The organism is Pseudomonas sp. B14(2017), from assembly GCF_002113255.1.
In the GTDB taxonomy this organism is placed as follows: Bacteria; Pseudomonadota; Gammaproteobacteria; order Pseudomonadales; family Pseudomonadaceae; genus Aquipseudomonas; species Aquipseudomonas putida_Z.
On the sequence record NZ_NEJY01000005.1, the window covers coordinates 1 to 17,892 of the forward strand.

13 protein-coding genes are annotated in these 17,892 nt (G+C 64.5%); 8 read left to right on the forward strand and 5 right to left on the reverse strand.

What is annotated here, in order from left to right; all coding sequences use genetic code 11:
• Nucleotides 1–163: 163 nt before the first annotated feature.
• Together CAG34_RS05905 and CAG34_RS05910 are read right to left on the reverse strand one after the other, a co-directional pair.
• Nucleotides 164–532: a response regulator transcription factor gene (locus CAG34_RS05905; protein ID WP_075046733.1), complete on the reverse strand. Its 369-nt coding sequence runs from the start codon at nt 530–532 to the stop codon at nt 164–166.
• The gene (locus tag CAG34_RS05910; RefSeq protein ID WP_085588758.1) at nt 529–1,521 is read right to left on the reverse strand and encodes a response regulator; all 993 of its coding nucleotides are present in this window, start codon (nt 1,519–1,521) and stop codon (nt 529–531) included. Before CAG34_RS05910 ends, CAG34_RS05905 begins: the two co-directional genes overlap by 4 nt.
• A gap of 238 nt (nt 1,522–1,759) precedes the next feature.
• Here CAG34_RS05910 and CAG34_RS05915 point away from each other — a divergent pair, with 238 nt between their 5' ends.
• Complete coding sequence (locus tag CAG34_RS05915) at nt 1,760–6,808, forward strand: ATP-binding sensor histidine kinase (RefSeq protein WP_085588760.1); 5,049 nt, start codon at nt 1,760–1,762, stop codon at nt 6,806–6,808.
• Between the two features lie 116 nt (nt 6,809–6,924).
• Here the strand turns inward: CAG34_RS05915 and ycaC (CAG34_RS05920) are convergent, their stop codons facing one another.
• A complete protein-coding gene (gene ycaC / locus CAG34_RS05920) occupies nt 6,925–7,551 on the reverse strand; it encodes an isochorismate family cysteine hydrolase YcaC (protein ID WP_004375560.1) in 627 nt (208 codons plus the stop codon).
• A 73-nt stretch (nt 7,552–7,624) separates the two neighbouring features.
• Complete coding sequence (locus CAG34_RS05925) at nt 7,625–7,987, reverse strand: helix-turn-helix domain-containing protein (RefSeq protein ID WP_084785302.1); 363 nt, start codon at nt 7,985–7,987, stop codon at nt 7,625–7,627.
• 180 nt (nt 7,988–8,167) lie between these two features.
• On the opposite strand from CAG34_RS05925, the gene CAG34_RS05930 reads away from it, so the two are divergent.
• The 4 genes from CAG34_RS05930 (at nt 8,168) to CAG34_RS28855 (ending at nt 12,713) form a co-directional block, all read left to right on the forward strand.
• Nucleotides 8,168–9,142, forward strand: coding sequence for a GlxA family transcriptional regulator (locus CAG34_RS05930; protein WP_085588763.1), 975 nt, complete (start codon nt 8,168–8,170; stop codon nt 9,140–9,142).
• A gap of 242 nt (nt 9,143–9,384) precedes the next feature.
• Nucleotides 9,385–11,172, forward strand: coding sequence for a monovalent cation:proton antiporter-2 (CPA2) family protein (locus tag CAG34_RS05935; RefSeq protein ID WP_085588765.1), 1,788 nt, complete (start codon nt 9,385–9,387; stop codon nt 11,170–11,172).
• A 511-nt stretch (nt 11,173–11,683) separates the two neighbouring features.
• Nucleotides 11,684–11,977 (forward strand): hypothetical protein, encoded by a 294-nt coding sequence (locus CAG34_RS05945; RefSeq protein WP_085588769.1) that lies wholly within the window; start codon nt 11,684–11,686, stop codon nt 11,975–11,977.
• A 157-nt stretch (nt 11,978–12,134) separates the two neighbouring features.
• Entirely contained in the window at nt 12,135–12,713 is a 579-nt protein-coding gene (locus CAG34_RS28855; protein WP_158091093.1) for a PBECR2 nuclease fold domain-containing protein, read from the forward strand.
• Between the two features lie 196 nt (nt 12,714–12,909).
• Here the strand turns inward: CAG34_RS28855 and ycaC (CAG34_RS05955) are convergent, their stop codons facing one another.
• A complete protein-coding gene (gene ycaC / locus CAG34_RS05955) occupies nt 12,910–13,539 on the reverse strand; it encodes an isochorismate family cysteine hydrolase YcaC (RefSeq protein WP_013974760.1) in 630 nt (209 codons plus the stop codon).
• A 280-nt stretch (nt 13,540–13,819) separates the two neighbouring features.
• On the opposite strand from ycaC (CAG34_RS05955), the gene CAG34_RS05965 reads away from it, so the two are divergent.
• From CAG34_RS05965 to CAG34_RS05980, 3 genes are all read left to right on the forward strand, one after another.
• Entirely contained in the window at nt 13,820–14,731 is a 912-nt protein-coding gene (locus tag CAG34_RS05965) for a LysR substrate-binding domain-containing protein (RefSeq protein WP_075046740.1), read from the forward strand.
• A 203-nt stretch (nt 14,732–14,934) separates the two neighbouring features.
• Nucleotides 14,935–16,197 (forward strand): OprD family porin, encoded by a 1,263-nt coding sequence (locus CAG34_RS05975; protein ID WP_085588773.1) that lies wholly within the window; start codon nt 14,935–14,937, stop codon nt 16,195–16,197.
• 1 nt (nt 16,198) lies between these two features.
• On the forward strand, nt 16,199–17,797 hold the full coding sequence (locus CAG34_RS05980; RefSeq protein WP_085588775.1) for an MFS transporter: 1,599 nt from the start codon (nt 16,199–16,201) through the stop codon (nt 17,795–17,797).
• Nucleotides 17,798–17,892 lie beyond the last annotated feature (95 nt).

Consider the following 17,892-nt stretch of genomic DNA (forward strand, 5'->3'; position numbering starts at 1 on the left):
TCGCAAACTCAACGTTAGCCAAGAACCACGATGACCATCCTCTTTCGCCCGCAGGGCGCCTTCGGCTGGTTCAGTTACACCACTTCCCGGGACACGATCGCGGCCCAAAGCCTGTGCAGCCCCTGTGGGAGCGGGCAAGCCCGCGAAAGGGCCGACACAGGCATCACTGGCTGCCCAGCAAAGCATCTTCAACCACCTTCAGCAGCACCTCTTCAGAAAATGGCTTGCCCAGGCAGACCAGCGCCCCAAGCGCCATCGCCGCCCGCACCGCCCCTTCATCCCAATGCGCCGACATGCAGATCACCGGCAAACGCCACTCCAGCCGGGCCAGTTCGCGCTGCACCGCCAGCCCGCTCATTCCAGGCATCCTCAGGTCGAGCAGCACACACCCCGCTTGCCGCGCCAGTGCCGAGGCCAGGAACAGGTCCCCTGCAGCAAAAGACAAGGTCTCGAAACCTGCCGAACGCAGCAGGTTGGCCAGGCTTTTGCGTACCGACGCATCGTCGTCGACGATGCACACCGCTCTGCTCATGCGCCGCTCAGGCCCTCAGGCTGCGCCCCGATGACGTTGTGCATGGCCACCAGCTCCAGCAGCGAGCGGGACTGCATCTTGTTCATGATGTTCTTCTTGTGCACCTTGGTCGTCACCTCGCTGGTGCCGATCTGCTTGGCGATCTGCTTGTGCGACAGGCCGCCAACCACCAGCGAGAACACCTGGCGCTCGCGCTGGGTCAGGCGCTGGTACTTTTCCTCGACCTGTCGCGCATGGTGCCACCTGCGTCCTTCGGCCACGGCACGCGTGCGCACCGCCTGCAGCAGTGTCAGCAGCTGGTCTTCGTCGAACGGTTTGGTCAGGAACTCCACGGCCCCGGCACGCATGGCCTGGACGGTCATCGGGATGGTGCCAAAGCCGGTCATGAACACGATCGGCCAGGGCAGCGCCAGCCGGCGCAGCGCGTCTTGTACCTCCAGGCCGCTGGTATCGGGCAGGTGCATGTCCAGCAACAGGCAGGCATAGGGGGTTTCCAGGCGGGCCTCGAACAACGCCTCGGCACTGGCGAACAAATGATGCGGAATGTCCTGCGAGCGCAGCAGGCGGCCCAACGCCGTACGCACCGACGGGTCGTCATCCACCACCAGCACCGGCACGTTCAAGTGCTCATCGAACAACTCGACAGTGTCGGCCACGGCGCATAGCGGCGATTTGCCCAACGCCTCGCCAGGCACCTCGAGGCTGACCTCGGCGGCCAGGCGATAGCCCCGGCGCGGCACGGTCTGGATCAGGCCACGGTCGCCAAAGGCCTTGCGCAGCAAGGACACCTGCACCTGCAGGTTGTTGTCCTCGACCACCGTGCCGGCCCACACCTGGCTGAACAGCTCGTCCTTGCCGACCACCCGGCCCTTGGCCTTGATCAGCGTCGCCAGCACCTCGAAGGCACGCCCGCCCAACAGGATCGGCTTGCCATCAACAAAGGCTTCGCGCCGCTCCAGCGACACCTGGGCATTACCTATTCGGATCATGGCTTCCTCGCGCGGGCATGGGCGTTTCCCAGCCCCGGGCAGCCTAGGCCAGCGTACGCCTTCAGACAATTATCCCGAGGGATAGGTTGGCCTGAGGACTATACAAAAGCCCGCCAGCCCCCAGGGGACGATAACGGACAACAGCGTGCCCGTTCCTGCCAAGCAGGCTGCAGGCCGCATCCGTGCTGGGTCCGCTGCGTATACTCGCGCGTCAGGATGTCGCTAGCAGGGGTGCCTTATGCTCGATGAACGCCTTGCCCACAGGCCCATCGATTACGACCAGTCCGTCGACGAGGGCTGGCTGAACCGGTGCGACATCAGCGCGTTGGGCCAGGAAGGTGAGCTCAGCTACTTCCGCCTGCGCGACCCTGCCACCCACCAGGCCTGGATCGCCGTGCGCGCCCCGCGCGAGGCCCCCGCCGCCTGCCAGCGCCTGGAACGTGACTACCGCCTGCAACTCGACCCGCAGTGGGCGGTGGTCCCCTCGGCGTTCGTGCGTTCGGCCGAAGGCCCGCTACTGGTGTACCCGGCCGGCCGCTCCATCGCCGACCTTATCGCAGAAGGCCCAGCAGCCCTGACGCCGTTTCTCGAGATTGCGGTAAACGCGGCCACTGCCTTGGCCCAGGCCCACGAACGCAATGTGCTGCACGGCGCGCTGCAGCCCGAACATGTGTGCCTGCACACCAACCAGCGAGTGCGGCTGGGCTGCTTTCGCGCCGACCCGGCGGAGCAGATCAGCGAACAGGGCACTGCGCTCGGCAACTGGGCATACCTGGCGCCGGAACAGTTCTGCCCGCATGGCAGCAGCAGCGACCGACGCACCGACATCTATGCCCTTGGCGCGATCCTCTACCAGCTACTGCTGGGCGAATTGCCGCTGGCCGGACGCGACACCCAGCACTGGCGCCAGCTGCATGCCGGCGTGCAGCCACGAGCGGCCTGCGAAGTGGACAGCAATGTGCCGCAACCTCTCAGCCGGATCCTGGCCAAGGCTTTGGCCAAAGAGCCGGACGCCCGCTACCAGAGTGCCCGCGCCCTGGCGGTGGACCTGGCCCATTGCCAGCGGCAGTGGGCCGCCAGCAAGTCCATGGAGGCCTTCGAACCAGGCTGTGCCGACCCGGTCACGCCCGACCGCGCACGCCTGTATGGCCGCTGCGCCGAGCAGAAGGCCATCGCCCTGCTGCTCAAGGCCCTGCGCCGTGACAGCAAGCCACAGGCCCTGTTCATCAATGGGGCTACCGGCATGGGCAAGTCGAGCCTGGTCGAGGCAGCACTCAAGGCCAACGCCCAGGGTTACTGGGCCACCGGCAAGTGCAACGGCGTTGCCCAGGCCGTGCCTTACGCGCCCTGGGTCGAAATTCTCGGCACGCTGACCACCCAGTTGCTGGCCAAGAACAGCCAGGACCTCGACACCCTGCGCCGCGAGATCCTGCGCCGCATCAAAGGCCATGGCCGGCTGCTCGGCAAGCTGGCGCCAGACCTGCAACTGGTCCTCGGCCCCCTGCCCGAATTGCCGGCCAAGCCCACGCGCCTGGCGCTGCAGAAGGAGCTGCGGGCGATCGTCGAATTCCTGCAGGTGTTCAGCCGCCCCGGCCAGCCGCTGGTGCTGTTCTTCGATGACCTGCAGTGGGTCGACGACGCCAGCCAGCAACTGCTGGCGCAACTGTTGGCTCACGCGCCCGGCAACCTGTTGCTGATCTTCGCCCGGCGCAATGATGCGCCAGCCAGCAGTACACCCCTTGCCCTGCCTGCAGCGGTGCGCAGCACCACGCTGAACCTGCGGCCCCTGGCGGTGGGCGCGGTGACCGAGCTGATCGGCGAGCGCTACCACGTCGGCCCCGAGGATGCATTGCAGGTGGCCGAGCTGGTGCACGACAAGACGGCGGGCAACCCGTTCTTCATCAATCAGATTCTCCGGGCCCTGGTCGAGGACCAGCTGTTCACCTTCGACACCCAGGCCATGCGCTGGTCATGGTGCCTGAAGGCCGTGGCCCGCCACCGCTATTCCGACAATGTCGCCGACCTGATGATCCACCGCCTGGCGCGCCTGCCAGAGCCGCAGCGCGACCTGCTGCGGGTGGCCAGCGCGGCGGGCAGCCGCTGCGATGAACGCCTGCTTCAGCAGGTGCTCTCTCAAACCCCCGGCGAACCGTTGAAAGCCTTGATTGGCGCGGGTTTCCTGCAATCGGGCCAGAACGGCCTGGGCTTCGCCCATGAGCGGGTGATGGAAGCCGCGTACGCTCTCACGCCCGCGCGCGAGCGTGCCCAGCTGCATGCACATATCGCCCTGGCCATGCGCCAGGCCTGGCCGGGGCGCCTGCACGAGGCACTGTTCGAGCTTGCCAACCAGCTGCAACGCGCCAACCCATGCGGGTTTGCAGCAGATGACTGCGAAGCGTTCCTGCAGCTTTTACGCGAAGCCGCAGCACGCGCACGCGACGGCGGCGCTTTCGAACAGACAGCTGGCTACCTGCACACGGCCGAGCAGTTGCTGCACCACGGCGCAACGCTGGAAAGCCGCGCCACGCATGGCTTTGCCATCGCCTGCATGGCCACCGAGTGCGACATGCAACTGTCGCGAATGATCGCGGCCGAGGCCCGCATCACAGAATGCCGCCAGCGCGCTCGCTCGGCGTTGGACCAGGCGCGGGTGTGCCGCCTGCAGGCGCTGCTGTACACCTTGCGCGGCGACTATCAGGCGGCCATCGACAGCGCCATATCCGGCCTGGACTTGCTGGGTATAAGCCCGGTGCGGGGTGTCGACTGGCAACAGGTCGATGCCAGTCATGCCCATGTACAGGCCTTGGTCGAACAGAAAGGCCGCCACTGCCTGGAGTCGCTGCAGCGCACCGATTCTGAGGAAGTGACGGTTGCCATCAGCCTGCTGGCCACCCTGTCGTCATCGTTTTTTGTAAAGGACGACATCTGCTTCCTGCACCTGGCCAAGCTCATGGAGCTGTCGCTGCTGCACGGCGTCGCCCCGGGCAGCACCTACGGCATGGCCTGGTATGGGGTGATGATTGCCGAACGCTTCGGCGCCTACCATGATGGCCATGCTTGCTGCCTGGCTGCGCTCAAGCTGATAGAACGGCACGGTTTCGACGCTGACTTGACCAGCGCGCTGCTGGCCCTGGACCAGGTCAGCGCCTGGACCTCGCCCATGGAGTTCGCCCGCCGCACCGCGTTGGATGCGGTCGATTCAGGGCGCGTGAGCGGTGACCTGGCGATGAGCTGCTATGCCTGCAACCACCTGGTTTCCGATTCGCTGTTCATGGGCCGCTACCTGCCGGACGTGGTGGAGGAACTGGCGCAAGGCCTGGCCACCGTGCGTCGCTACGGTTACCGCGACATCGAGCAGATCCTGCAGGCCCAGCAAGCGTTCGTCGCCAAATTGAGCGGCACGCCCTGCGCGGCCTTGGCCACAGCCTCGAAATCGCCTACCACGCGGTTCTTCCAGTACCTGATGGCCGGCATGTGCGACTTCTACCTGGGCAACATCCCGCAGGCCATGCGCAACCTGGCACTGGCCGGCGACAACACCTGGGCGGTACCGGCGCACATCAACCTGGCCGACTATCACCTGTTCCGCGGCCTGGCCCTGGGCAGCCCCGAGGCCATTGGCAGCCTTGCCGACAAGCTGCGCGAGCTGCAGGCCCTGCGGGAGCGCTTCGGCCGCTGGGCCGGCTTCAACCCGGCCACCTTCCGCAACAAGCTGTTGCTGATCGAAGGCGTGATCGCCAAGCTCGAAGGCGACGACCTGGCCGCCATCCGCTGCTTCGACCAGGCACAGATCGCCGCCACCGCCGCCGGTTTCATCCACGAGCAGGCGCTGGCCCACGAACAGCTGGCCGAGGTATGCATCCCCAGCGGCCTGATCTCCGGCGCCAACCTGCACCTGCGCATCGCCCGCGACTGTTTCCATATCTGGGGCGCGACCGGCAAGGTGCACCAGCTGGAGGCTTTGCACCCGTTCCTGCGCACCCAGCCGATCCAGGAAAGCCACCGCGCCACCCACCAGGCCAAGCTCGACCTGGAAGCCGGCATCGAGGCAGCACGGGCGCTGTCCGAGGAAGTGCTGCTCGAGGGCCTGATCGAAACCCTGATGGGCCAGCTGACCCAGCATTCCGGCGCCGACCACGGTGCGCTGCTGATCGTCAGCGGTGCCGAATTCCAGATGGCGGCCCTCGCCTACATCGACGACGCCGGGCTGCACGTGAGCATGGACGACTGCCAGAAGTTCATGACCCAGGCGCCGCTGTCGATCATCAACGCCACCATGCGCACCAAGAAGCCCCTGGTGCTCAACGATGCCCAGAGCGACTGCCCCGAGGCCTTCCGCCAGCAGTTGCAGGCGCGCAAGGCCCGTTCGGTGCTGTGCCTGCCGCTGGTGATCCAGGGCGTGCTTATCGGCCTGGTGTACCTGGAAAACCGCCTGGTACCGAACCTGTTCGGCAGTCAGCGCCTGGCCATGCTGGAAATCCTCGCCTCACAGGCGGCGGTGTCGCTGCAAACCGCCAAGTTCTACACACGCCTGGCCGAAGACAACCAGACCCGCGCCCAGATGGGGGCCGAGCTGCGCCGCTCCCGCGCGGAGTTGGCGCGCACGGCGCACCTGCAAGTGATGAACGAGCTGTCAGCGTCCATCGCCCACGAGATCAGCCAGCCGCTGCTGGGCATCGCCTCCAACGCCGCTGCCAGCCTGCGCTGGCTGAAGCGCCCCAAGCCCGACCTGGAAGAGGCGATTGCCGGCCTGGAAGACATCCGCAACGACAGCGAACGGGCCGCCAACATCGTGCGTGCACTGCGCTCGCTGGCCAAGCAGTCACCGATGCAGCTCAAGGTAGTGAAGCTGGACGAACTGATCCGCGAAGTGGTGCGCCTGACCTCGGCCGATGCCGCCAAGGGCACGGTGGATGTGCAGATGCGCTTGCAGGCGGGGGTGAGCGTGATGGCCGACCCGGTGCAGTTGCAGCAGTTGGTGTTCAACCTGATTACCAATGGCCTGGAGGCGCTGGCGGGGTATCGCAGCGATGGGGTGCTGCGGATTGCCTCGGCGGTGGTCGGGGATGGGGTGGAAATCTGCGTGGACGACAACGGGCCGGGGATTGCAGCGGATGAGCGCGAGCGAGTGTTCGATGCGTTTCATACCACCAAGATCTGCGGCATGGGGATGGGCTTGGCGATCTGCAACTCGGTGGTGCAGGCCCATGGTGGGCAGTTGCAGGCGCTGGTGTCAGAGCTGGGGGGGTGTCGGATTCGCCTCACTCTGCCTGTGAATCATTCTTAGCCTGTTCCGGCCTCTTCGCGGGCACGCCCGCTCCCTCAGGAACCGTGCAGCTCTCAAGCTGTGCGCTATCCCTGTGGGAGCGGGCGTGCCCGCGAAGGAGCCGGCACAGGTTTACATCAACGGGCGCTCAGGGCCGCATAGCTGTTCATCAGGTTGCGGTAGTTGGGAATGCGCTGCGACAGCAGGTTACCCAACCCTTCGATGTCATTGCGCCAGTCGCGGTGCAGCTCACAGGCCACCGAGAACCAGTTCATCATCTGTGCACCCGCCTGGGTCATGCGCACCCAGGCCGCCTGCTGCACGGTTTCGTTGAAGGTGCCCGAAGCATCGGTCACCACGAACACTTCAAAACCTTCCGCCAGCGCCGACAGGGTCGGGAACGCCACGCACACATCGGTCACCACGCCAGCGATGATCAGCTGCTTGCGGCCAGTGGCCTTGATCGCCTTGACGAAGTCTTCGTTGTCCCAGGCGTTGATCTGGCCAGGGCGGGCAATGTACGGCGCATCCGGGAACATCTCTTTCAGCTCGGGCACCAGCGGGCCGTTCGGGCCTTGCTCGAAGCTGGTGGTGAGGATGGTCGGCAGGCCGAAGAACTTGGCCAGGTCGCCCAGGGCCAGCACGTTGTTCTTGAACTCGTTGGGCGAGAAGTCCTGCACCAGCGAAATCAGGCCGGTCTGGTGGTCGACCAGCAGCACCACGGCGTCGTCTTTGTTCAGGCGCTTGTAATCGGGTTGGCTCATCGGGGTGACTCCTTGGGTTGGGAAAACGGGCCGGCACTGTCCACAAGGGGCTATACCGGCGGATAGGTTCGGCTTAAGGATGGGCCTGCGCCTGGCGCCAGGCCTTGGGCGGCTGGCCGACCAGGCGGCTGAAGGCACGGGTGAAATGGGCCTGGTCGCAGAAGCCGCATTCCAGGCTCACGTGGGTGATCGGCGCCTCGGTGGCGAGCAGGCGCTTGGCCTTTTCCATGCGTGCCAGCAGGCGCCAGGCCTGGGGCGAGAGGCCGGTGTTGACCTTGAATGCGCGGGAGAAGTGGCTGCGGGTGAGGTTGCATACCCCGGCGATTTCGATGATCGACAACGGGCTGTGCAACATCAGTTCCTTGGCCCGGCGCAACCGTGCTGGCGTCAGTGCGCCGGGGGGTTGCAACGGTGCTTGGGGCGTCCCGGGGTGCATGGCGACTCTCCTGTTCAATGCAGAAAGTCTCGCCCCCGGCACATGACAAAGTCCTGAGCCAAACCTGAATTGTTGTTAATTGCGCGCTGCTGGCCCTGGCTGTTTTACCGATACCTTAAGATGCGTTTCGTATTCAGCTTCAGGCCGCCAGTGGCGGCCGGCATTCAAGGCAAAAGAGCCATGCAGGAAAAACCCGCCCACCGCACCGTGGCCATGGTGCTGTTCAATGATGTGCTATTGCTGGACGTGACCGGGCCCATGGACGCGTTTGCCATTGCTAACCGCTTCCTTCCTGCCGAGCGGAAGTACCGGCTGCTGACCCTGGCCGAAGGGCAGGCAGCGGTGCGCGGCTCCTGCGGGTTGAAAGTGGTAGCCGACCTGCGTCTGGAGGATTTGCCGGAAGCCGTCGACCTGTTGCTGGTGCCAGGCGGCCCGGGGGCCTATGACATCGCCCTGCCAGGCATCGAGCGCTGGCTGCCCCAGGCCGTGCGCCAGGCCAAACGCTTTGGTGCCATCTGCACCGGGGTATTCCTGCTGGGCCGGGCCGGGCTGCTGGGCGGCTATCGCTGCACCACCCACTGGAACTACGTGGAGCGCCTGGCACAGGCGTTCCCCGAGGCGAAAGTCGAGACCGAACAGATCTACGTGATCGACCGCTGCCTGATTACCTCGGGCGGCATCACCGCTGGCATCGACCTGGCACTGGCGGTGGTGGCCGAAGACCACGGCAAGGCGCTGGCCCTGGAAGTGGCCAAGGTGCTGCTGGTCGCCCGCCATCGCCAGGGCGGGCAGACACCCTACGGGCCACTGCTGGCGGCTGTACCGCGGGATGATTCGCCGATTGCCCGGGTGCAGGCGTATATCGTCGACCATATCGAACAAGCCTTCACCGTGCAGAAGATGGCCGACCTGGTGGCCATGAGCGGGCGCAACTTCGCCCGCACCTTTCAGCGCGAGGTGGGCATCACGCCGCTGCAATACTTGCAGAACGCACGCATCGACCGCGCGCGCAAACTGCTGGAAGGCACCGACCTGCCGTTGAAGGTAGTGGCTGCGCAGTGCGGGTTTGGCAGTGACCGGCATTTGCGCAAGGTGTTCTGCGAGCGGATTGGCATGACGCCGGCGCAGTATCGGGCGCAGTTTGGTGGCAGTTGAGTATGCAGATTTCCTGTGCCGGCCTCTTCGCGGGTGAACCCGCTCCCACAGGTGTTGCGCAGGCTTGAAGACACCGCTGTACCTGTGGGAGCGGGTTCACCCGCGAAGAGGCCAGCACGACTGTCACCTGATTCAGGACAATGTGTCTTCCTCACAGCAGATTGTCTGGCACCCCCACATTCCCCAGAATTGTCCGCCAAACTGATCTAACGCTGCCCCGGCAGCTCATGGAGTACGAGCCAATGCCACACGAAGGCAGCCTTCTGCAAACCGCGGTGATCTTCCTGCTCGCCGCTGTCCTCGCCGTCCCCCTGGCCAAGCGCCTGCACCTGGGGGCCGTGCTCGGTTACCTGCTCGCCGGCGTGATCATTGGCCCGCAGGCACTGGGCCTGATCCGCGACACCGAAAGCGTGGCGCACATTTCCGAGCTGGGCGTGGTCCTGCTGCTGTTCATCATCGGCCTCGAACTGTCGCCCAAGCGCCTGTGGCTGATGCGCAAGTCCGTATTCGGCGTCGGTACCGCCCAGGTGCTGCTGACCGGTGCGCTGATCGGCGCCATCGCCCTGTTCGGCTTCAGCCAGACGCTACCGGCGGCCATCGTACTCGGTCTGGGCCTGGCGCTGTCGTCCACCGCCCTTGGCCTGCAGAGCCTGGCCGAAAGCAAGCAGCTCAACGCCCCGCACGGCCGCCTGGCGTTCGCCATCCTGCTGTTCCAGGACATCGCCGCGATCCCACTGATCGCATTGGTTCCGCTGCTGGCTGCCAGTGGCCCGGACACCAGCCACGGCGACAGCCTGGAGCATGGCCTGAAGGTGTTCGCCAGCATCGCCGTGGTCATCGTCGGTGGCCGCTACCTGCTGCGCCCGGTGTTCCGCACCGTGGCCCGCACCGGCCTGCCGGAAGTGTCCACCGCCACCGCGCTGCTGGTTGTGATCGGCACTGCCTGGCTGATGGAAGAAGCCGGCATTTCCATGGCCCTGGGTGCCTTCCTCGCCGGCCTGCTGCTGGCCGACTCGGAATACCGCCACGAGCTGGAATCGCAGATCGAACCGTTCAAGGGCCTGCTGCTGGGGCTGTTCTTCATCAGCGTCGGCATGGGCGCCAACCTGCGCCTGCTGCTGGAAATGCCTTTGGTGGTGCTGGGCCTGACCCTGCTGCTGGTGGCCGTGAAGCTGGTACTGCTGATCGGCGTCGGGCGCCTGGCCGGTGGCCTGAACAGCGCCAGCGCCCTGCGTCTGGGCATGGTGCTGGCTGCCGGTGGCGAATTTGCCTTCGTGGTGTTCAAGCTGGGCAAGGACCAAGGCTTGTTCGACACCCAGACCTACGACCTGCTGCTGATGACCATCACCCTGTCGATGGCCATTACCCCGCTGCTGATGATTGGCTGCGCCCACGCCCTCAAGCGCCCGCAACCGGCGCGTGAGGTGCCGGAGCATTACAAGCAGATCCAGGCTGACACGCCACGGGTGGTGATCGTCGGCATGGGCCGCATGGGCCAGATCGTCGCGCGCATCCTGCGGGCACAGAAGATTCCGTTCATTGCCCTGGAAACCTCGGTGGACACCATCGAGATGACCCGTATGTTCGAACAGGTACCCGTGTTCTACGGCGACCCGCTGCGCCCCGAGGTGCTGCATGCCGCCAAGGTGGGCGAGGCGGAATACTTCATCATCACCATTGATGACCCGGAAGCCGCCATTCACACGGCGGAACGGGTGAAACGCCTGTACCCACACCTGAAAGTGCTGGCCCGCGCGCGTAACCGCCAGCATGTGCACAAGTTGGCGGATGTCGGCGCCGAGCCGATTCGCGAGACGTTCTACTCCAGCCTGGAGATGACCCGCCGGGCATTGGTGGGGCTGGGGTTGAGCGACGCGCAGGCGGCGGACCGGATTGCGCGGTTTACCCAGCATGACGAAGAGGTGCTGGTGGCCCAGGGGCAGGTGCGTGATGACCGGGCCAAGGTGATGCAGACGGCCAAGGAGGCCCGGGCGGAGTTGGAGCGGTTGTTTGATTCGGATGCGGATTGAGGGTTGGCGCATCGATTCAGGAAGAGGGCTCAGGCCCTCTTTTGTATTTTTGGCTTGAGATTGTCTGGGTCCGCTGCGCGGCCCTTCGCGGGCATGCCCGCTCCCACAGGTACTGCACCGCTTGCCAGGCTTGCGCTATTCCTGTGGGAGCGGGCGTGCCCGCGAAGGGCCGCGCAGCGGACCCAGTGCACAAAAATATCAGCAGCATCCTACTTCGCTGCGAGCCATTTCCTACTCAGCCATACCATCTGACGAATTATCCTACGCACCGTGTCGAAGCCCGTCTGATTGTCCGGGGAAAGCCTGCTCTCTAGGCTTGCCGGGTCGCTGTCGGTTCAGCGATCGGGTGTGGAAACCCGGATCTGATGAAGGGCTGCCGTTATGGCAGTTGTGCGCGTGAGGCCTTTTGGCCTACCGGCTTGCCTTCTCACCGGTTTTCCACCCCGCGCACAACTGCCGCCTTCTGCGTGGAAACGGGTGGTTGCAGTTCAACCCGAGAGAAGGAATTGCCATGAAAAGAATAGTCCCCAATCCACCCCTCCCCAGCACCACACAACGCGCTTTCAGCCGCTGCGATGCCGGCCATCCACCTTTGTTCACAGTAAACCCAGGCGTCTCTGCCCACGACGCCCTGGTTCATGTCGCCCAGTACCTGCGCGGTGCCTACGACTGTGGCTACAAAGCCCTGGAACACCTGGATGAAACCGGCAAGAGCCTGTTCTGGAGCAACCTGAATGCGCTCGAAATGGCAGAAGGATTGGTTGAGGCATTGCTGGATGGGATTGAGTCGCAGCCTGTAAGTTGAAGTGCATTGCATTTGCACAGAGCAGGCTGCGGTAACCGGCCTGCTCCGCCTCAATATAGGAAACGCCCTACAAAACGGGTCAATCCCCGTCTGATTGTTCGAGGAAACCCTTCTCCCTAGGCTCACTTGGCCGCACTGATCGCAGCCAGGTATCGCATTGAGCCCCAACAACCCCACCGCGAAAGTCGCCGAGAAAAAAGGCCAGAACACTTGGCTGGACGAACAACTACCCGACCTCAGAACGCTCGCGCGTGAATGGCGTACACAGGCTATCGAAGAATTGGCTGCTGCCGATTCGCATGAAGCAGCAATCGAACTTGCTGCGCAGCATCTGGGTTTGAACAGTGAAGAAGCCAGCGTAGTAACCGTCATAACTCCAATGGGCGACATCCAGATTCAACGCAGTTGCATCCATCACATCGTCGAGAAGCGACAAGACGCCCGGGAACGCTATGTAAAAGTAGCTCTGGATACGCTGATCGGACCATTTGAGGTATGGCAGGTCGCCTACACCAATGACACCTACAGGCTGGCGTTCATTGGCGTGTACGAGACCAAGCGGCAGATGCTGGTGGTCGTGACACTCGATAACGGCAAAATGCTGTGGAATTTCATGCAGTGCGATGCAAAGGCACTGAATAAGCATCGCCACGGCAAACTGCTCTACAAGCGGTACGCTTATCTGCCGAGCAAAGAAAAGGGCCACTGTCACCAGTGGCCCTGTGCTCGTGCTTGATATTCATATACACACCCTCAAGCCGGGGTGTGGAGGTCTCACCCGACGCTGATGATTCAGCCATCGACGGGGTTCCTACACCAGCTATTGCCGCTGAATGGCAGCTGGTTTCGCGCTCAGGTGAAACGCTAACAACACTCCTGGACCAAGTCAACGATGGCCCCCTTGCGGAAGCCATCCATCAGATTACTTGGTGTTACTTACCCGCAGTCAGCGCGTTGTAGCTGGTAATCAGGTTGCGATAATCCGGAATGTGGTTGGAGCACAGCGCCGCCAGCCCTTCGATGTCGTTGCGCCAGTCGCGGTGCAGCTCACAGGCCACGCCGAACCAGGTCATCATTTGCGCGCCGGCGCGGCTCATGCGGTCATGGGCAGCATCGCGGGTCATTTCGTTGAAGGTGCCAGAAGCATCGGTCACCACGAACACTTCGAACTCCTCTTCCAGGGCCGACAGCGCCGGGAACGCTACACAGACCTCAGTCACCACGCCAGCAATGATCAGCTGTTTCTTGCCAGTGGCCTTCACCGCCTTGACGAAGTCTTCGTTGTCCCAGGCGTTGATCTGGCCTGGGCGGGCGATGTACGGGGCGTCCGGGAACAGGGCTTTCAGCTCTGGTACCAGCGGGCCGTTCGGGCCTTGTTCGAAGCTGGTGGTGAGGATGGTCGGCAGGTTGAAGAACTTGGCCAGGTCGGCCAGGGCCAGCACGTTGTTCTTGAACTTGTCCGGTTCGATGTCACGGACCAGGGACAGCAGGCCAGCCTGGTGGTCGACCAGCAGGACAGCGGCGTCGTCTTTGTTCAGGCGGTTGTAGGTGAATTTGCTCATGGTCTGTGCTCCTAAGGGTTATGAATTTTTCAGCATTCGGGGGTGTTTCGCGTTGATGGGCACAGATTAAAATCATCACCTTTGTGGCGGTAGATAGCAGAATTTGGCTTTAGCGTTCCGTTTTATGAACGATGGATTTGTAGGGGCTGTGCCGGCCTCTTCGCGGGTAAACCCGCTCCCACAGGGATGGCGCCGGGCTTGAGCCCTGTGCAGTACCTGTGGGAGCGGGTTTACCCGCGAAAGGGCCGGCACAGGCAACCAAGTACCCGGAGACCGATCATTGGAAGACCTCAACTCCCTCTACTACTTCACCCAGGTAGTCGAGCACGGCGGCTTCGCCCCGGCTGGCCGGGCGCTGGACATGCCCAAGTCGAAGCTAAGCCGGCGCATCGCCGATCTCGAAGACCGCCTGGGCGTGCGTCTGCTGCACCGCACCAGCCGCCATTGTTCGCTCACCGAGATCGGCCAGGCCTACTACAACCGCTGCCTGGCCATGCGCGTGGAGGCCGAGGGCGCGGCGGAGATCATCGAGCGCAACCGCAGCGAACCGCGCGGCCTGGTGCGTATCAGTTGCCCGACCACCCTGCTCAATTCCTGGGTCGGGCCGATGCTGACCCGCTACATGCTCAAGTACCCGCAGGTGGAGCTGTTCATCGAGAGCACCAACCGCCGCGTCGACCTGCTGCACGAGGGTTTCGACATCGCCCTACGGGTGCGCTTTCCACCGCTGGAGAACACCGACATGGTGATGAAGGTACTGAGCAACAGTACCCAGTGCCTGGTCGGCCAGCCGCAGTACCTGGAGCAGTTGCCCAAGGGCTTCGACCCGCAGCTGCTCGGCACGCTGCCGAGCCTGCATTGGGGCAGCGCCCAGCGTGAGTACCAGTGGGAGCTGTTCCAGGGCGAGGACAGCAGCCGCAGCATCGTCATCCCGCACACACCGCGCATGGTGACGGACGACCTGTTCGCCCTGCGCCATTTCGTGGTGGCCGGGGTGGGTATTGCGCACCTGCCGCGGGTGGCGGTGCGTGAAGACCTGGCGGCGGGGCGGCTGGTGGAGTTGTTGCCGGAATGGCACCCGCGTTGCGGTATCGTGCATGCGATCTTCCCGTCGCGGCGGGGGTTGCTGCCGTCGGTGCGGGCGCTGATCGATCATCTGGCCGAGGAGTTTGCGATCAGCGACATGGCTTGAGTTCTGGGTTGGCTGTACCGGCCTCTTCGCGGGCTCGCCCGCTCCCACAGGTATTGCACAGGGTTCAGAGCCTGCGGTGAACCTGTGGGAGCGGGCGAGCCCGCGAAGAGGCCGGCACAGGCAAGACCAGCCAGAGCACACACATACAAGACCCCTGGCCTATCCTTCATCCACATTCCCGGATCATCCCTCCCGGAGCCCTCATGATCCGCGCCACTCACGGACCAGGCCGCGCCCTGCTCGCCACCCTCGCCCTGTGCCCGGCGCTCAGCCAGGCCGAAGAGCCCGGCTGGTCGCTGCTCAGCCGCAACTACTTCCTGCACAGCGACTTCCGCTCGCCCTCCGGCAGTGGCCAGAACTACCGCCAGGAATGGGCTCAGGGCTTCATTGGCGAAATCCGTTCCAGCTTCACCGAGGGCGCACTCGGCGTCGGCATCGATGCCCATGGTTTTCTCGGCCTCAAGCTGGACGGCGGCCGCGGCCATGCCGGCACCGGCCTGATGCCGCGCGACAGCGATGGCCGCGCCGAGTCCGACTACTCCAGCGCCGGCGCCTCACTAAAGCTGCGCCTGGGCAACACCCAACTGCGCTACGGCGAAATGACCGTGGAAACCCCGGTGTTCGACACCAGCGACAAACGCCTGCACCCGGAGTACGCCACCGGCTGGTTCCTGGACAACACCGATCTGCCCGACTGGCGCCTGCAGGCCGGGCACTTCACCGCCTTCAACAACCAGGACAACAGCTCCAGCCATGATGACTTCAGCGGCTACGGCGCTACCACCGACAACCGTGCCATCAGCCTGGCCGGCGCCGCGTTCGCACCCGACGGGCCATTCGGCGGCGCACTGTACGCAGGCCAGCTGGAGGACACCTGGCGCCAGGCCTACCTCAACCTGAACCTGGCCGAGGGAAACTGGCGCCTGGACGGCAACCTGTACAAGACCCGCGACACCGGCAATGCCAGTGCCGGGGCAATCGACACCCTCGCCTACAGCCTGCTGGCCAGGTACAGCGTTGGCGCCCAGGCGCTGAGCCTGGCCTACCAGAAGGTCGAGGGCGATACCCCGTTCGACTTCGTCGGCGGCGACTCCATCTACCTGGCCAACTCGATCAAGTACGCCGACTTCAACGGCCCCGGCGAGCGCTCGTGGCAACTGCGCTACGACCTCGACTTCGCCACCCTCGGCGCCCCCGGCCTGAGCCTGATGGGCCGCTACGTCAGCGGCCGTGGCATCGACGGCAGCCATGCCCCGGCAGGCGGCGCCTATGTGGGCCAGTACGGCGACGGCGGCAAGCACTGGGAGCGCGACATCGACCTGAAATACGTGGTGCAGTCGGGCGCCGCCAAGGACCTGAGCCTGTCGTTTTCCCACGTCAGCCACCGCGCCAACCAGGCCCAGGCCGGCGATGACATCGACCGGATCTACCTGATCATCGAATACCCACTCAAAGGCAGCTTCTGACATGAGCACGACCCCTTCAGGCGCCTGGAGCCCATTGCGCAACGCCACCTTCCGCATGCTGTGGATCGCCACCATCGCTTCCAACATCGGCACCTGGATGCACGAGGTGGGCGCCGGCTGGCTGATGACCACGCTGTCGGCCAGCCCGTTGCATGTGGCCCTGATCCAGGTAGCCGGCTCGCTACCGATGTTCTTCCTCGCCCTGCCGGCCGGCGCGGCGGCGGATATTGTCGACAAGCGCCGCTACCTGTTGCTGGTGCAACTGTGGATGTCTTCGGTGGCCGTGGTGCTGGCGGCCCTGACCCTGCTCGGGCTGATGAACGTCACCCTGCTGCTGGTGCTTACCCTGGCGCTGGGCATCGGCACGGCACTGATGATGCCGGCCTGGAGTGCGCTGACACCGGAGCTGGTGGGCAAGGACGACCTGGCCAACGCGGTGGCGCTTTCCAGTGTCGGTATCAATGTGTCGCGCGCCATCGGCCCGGCTTTGGCGGGCGTGGTGGTGAGCATGGTCGGCCCGTGGCTGACCTTCGCCCTGAATGCCATCTCGTTCGCCGGGGTGATTTTGGTGCTGTTCCTGTGGAAGCGCGAGGTGAAGGAGCCGCTGCTGCCGGCCGAGCGCTTCGTCGGCGCCATGCGCACCGGGCTGCGTTTCGCGCGCAGCGCCAAACCCTTGCAGGCGGTGATATTGCGCGCCTTGGCATTCTTTTTCTGCGCCAGCGCCGGCACCTCGCTGCTGCCGTTGATCGTGCGTGGCGAGATGCAGGGCACCGCCGCCGATTTCGGCCTGCTGCTGGCGGCCATCGGCATCGGCGCGGTGGCCGGCGCCACCTTGCTGCCACGCCTGCGCGAACGCATCAGCCGCGACCGCCTGGTGCTGCTGGCCAGCCTGCTGTATGCCCTGTTCTTGCTGGCCCTGGCGCTGGTGCGCAACTTCTATGTGCTGCTGCCGGCAATGCTGCTCAGCGGCGCGGCGTGGATTGCCGTGCTGTCCAACCTGCAGGTGGCGGCGCAGACCTCGGTGCCGGCCTGGGTACGGGCGCGGGCGCTGTCGGTGTACATCCTGATCTTCTTTGGTGCCATGGCCAGTGGCGGGTTGCTGTGGGGCACGCTGGCCAGCCATGCAACGATCACCTTGAGCCTGCTGCTGGCCGCAGGAGGCTTGGCACTGGGCACGCTGCTGACCTGCAAGGTGACGCTGCCGGAAACCGCAGCCGAGGAGCTGACGCCGTCACTGCATTGGCCGGTGCCGCTGCTGAGCGACGACATGGACAAGGAAAGCGGGCCGGTTATGGTCACCGTGGAATACCACATCGACCCGGCCAAGGCCGAGGCGTTCCAGCAGGCAGCGCGGGAGCTGGAGGCGATGCGCAAGCGCAATGGCGCGTTGTCGTGGGGGTTGATGCGCGACAGTGCGGACCCGGCGTTGTGGCTGGAGTTCTTCTTCGAGGAATCGTGGCTGGAGCATTTGCGGCATCACCACCGGGTAACCCGGGGTGAGCTGAAGATCGAGGCCAGGGTGCGGATGCTGCAGACCGATGGGGTGGAAGTTAAGATTCGGCATCTGTTGGCTGAAGCTGAGCACAAGGCTCACCATTGATGTTGGCCTCTCCGGCCCTATCGCCGGCAAGCCAGCTCCCACAAGGTCTCCACAGGTCCTGAGGGCTGTGCAGTACCTGTGGGAGCTGGCTTGCC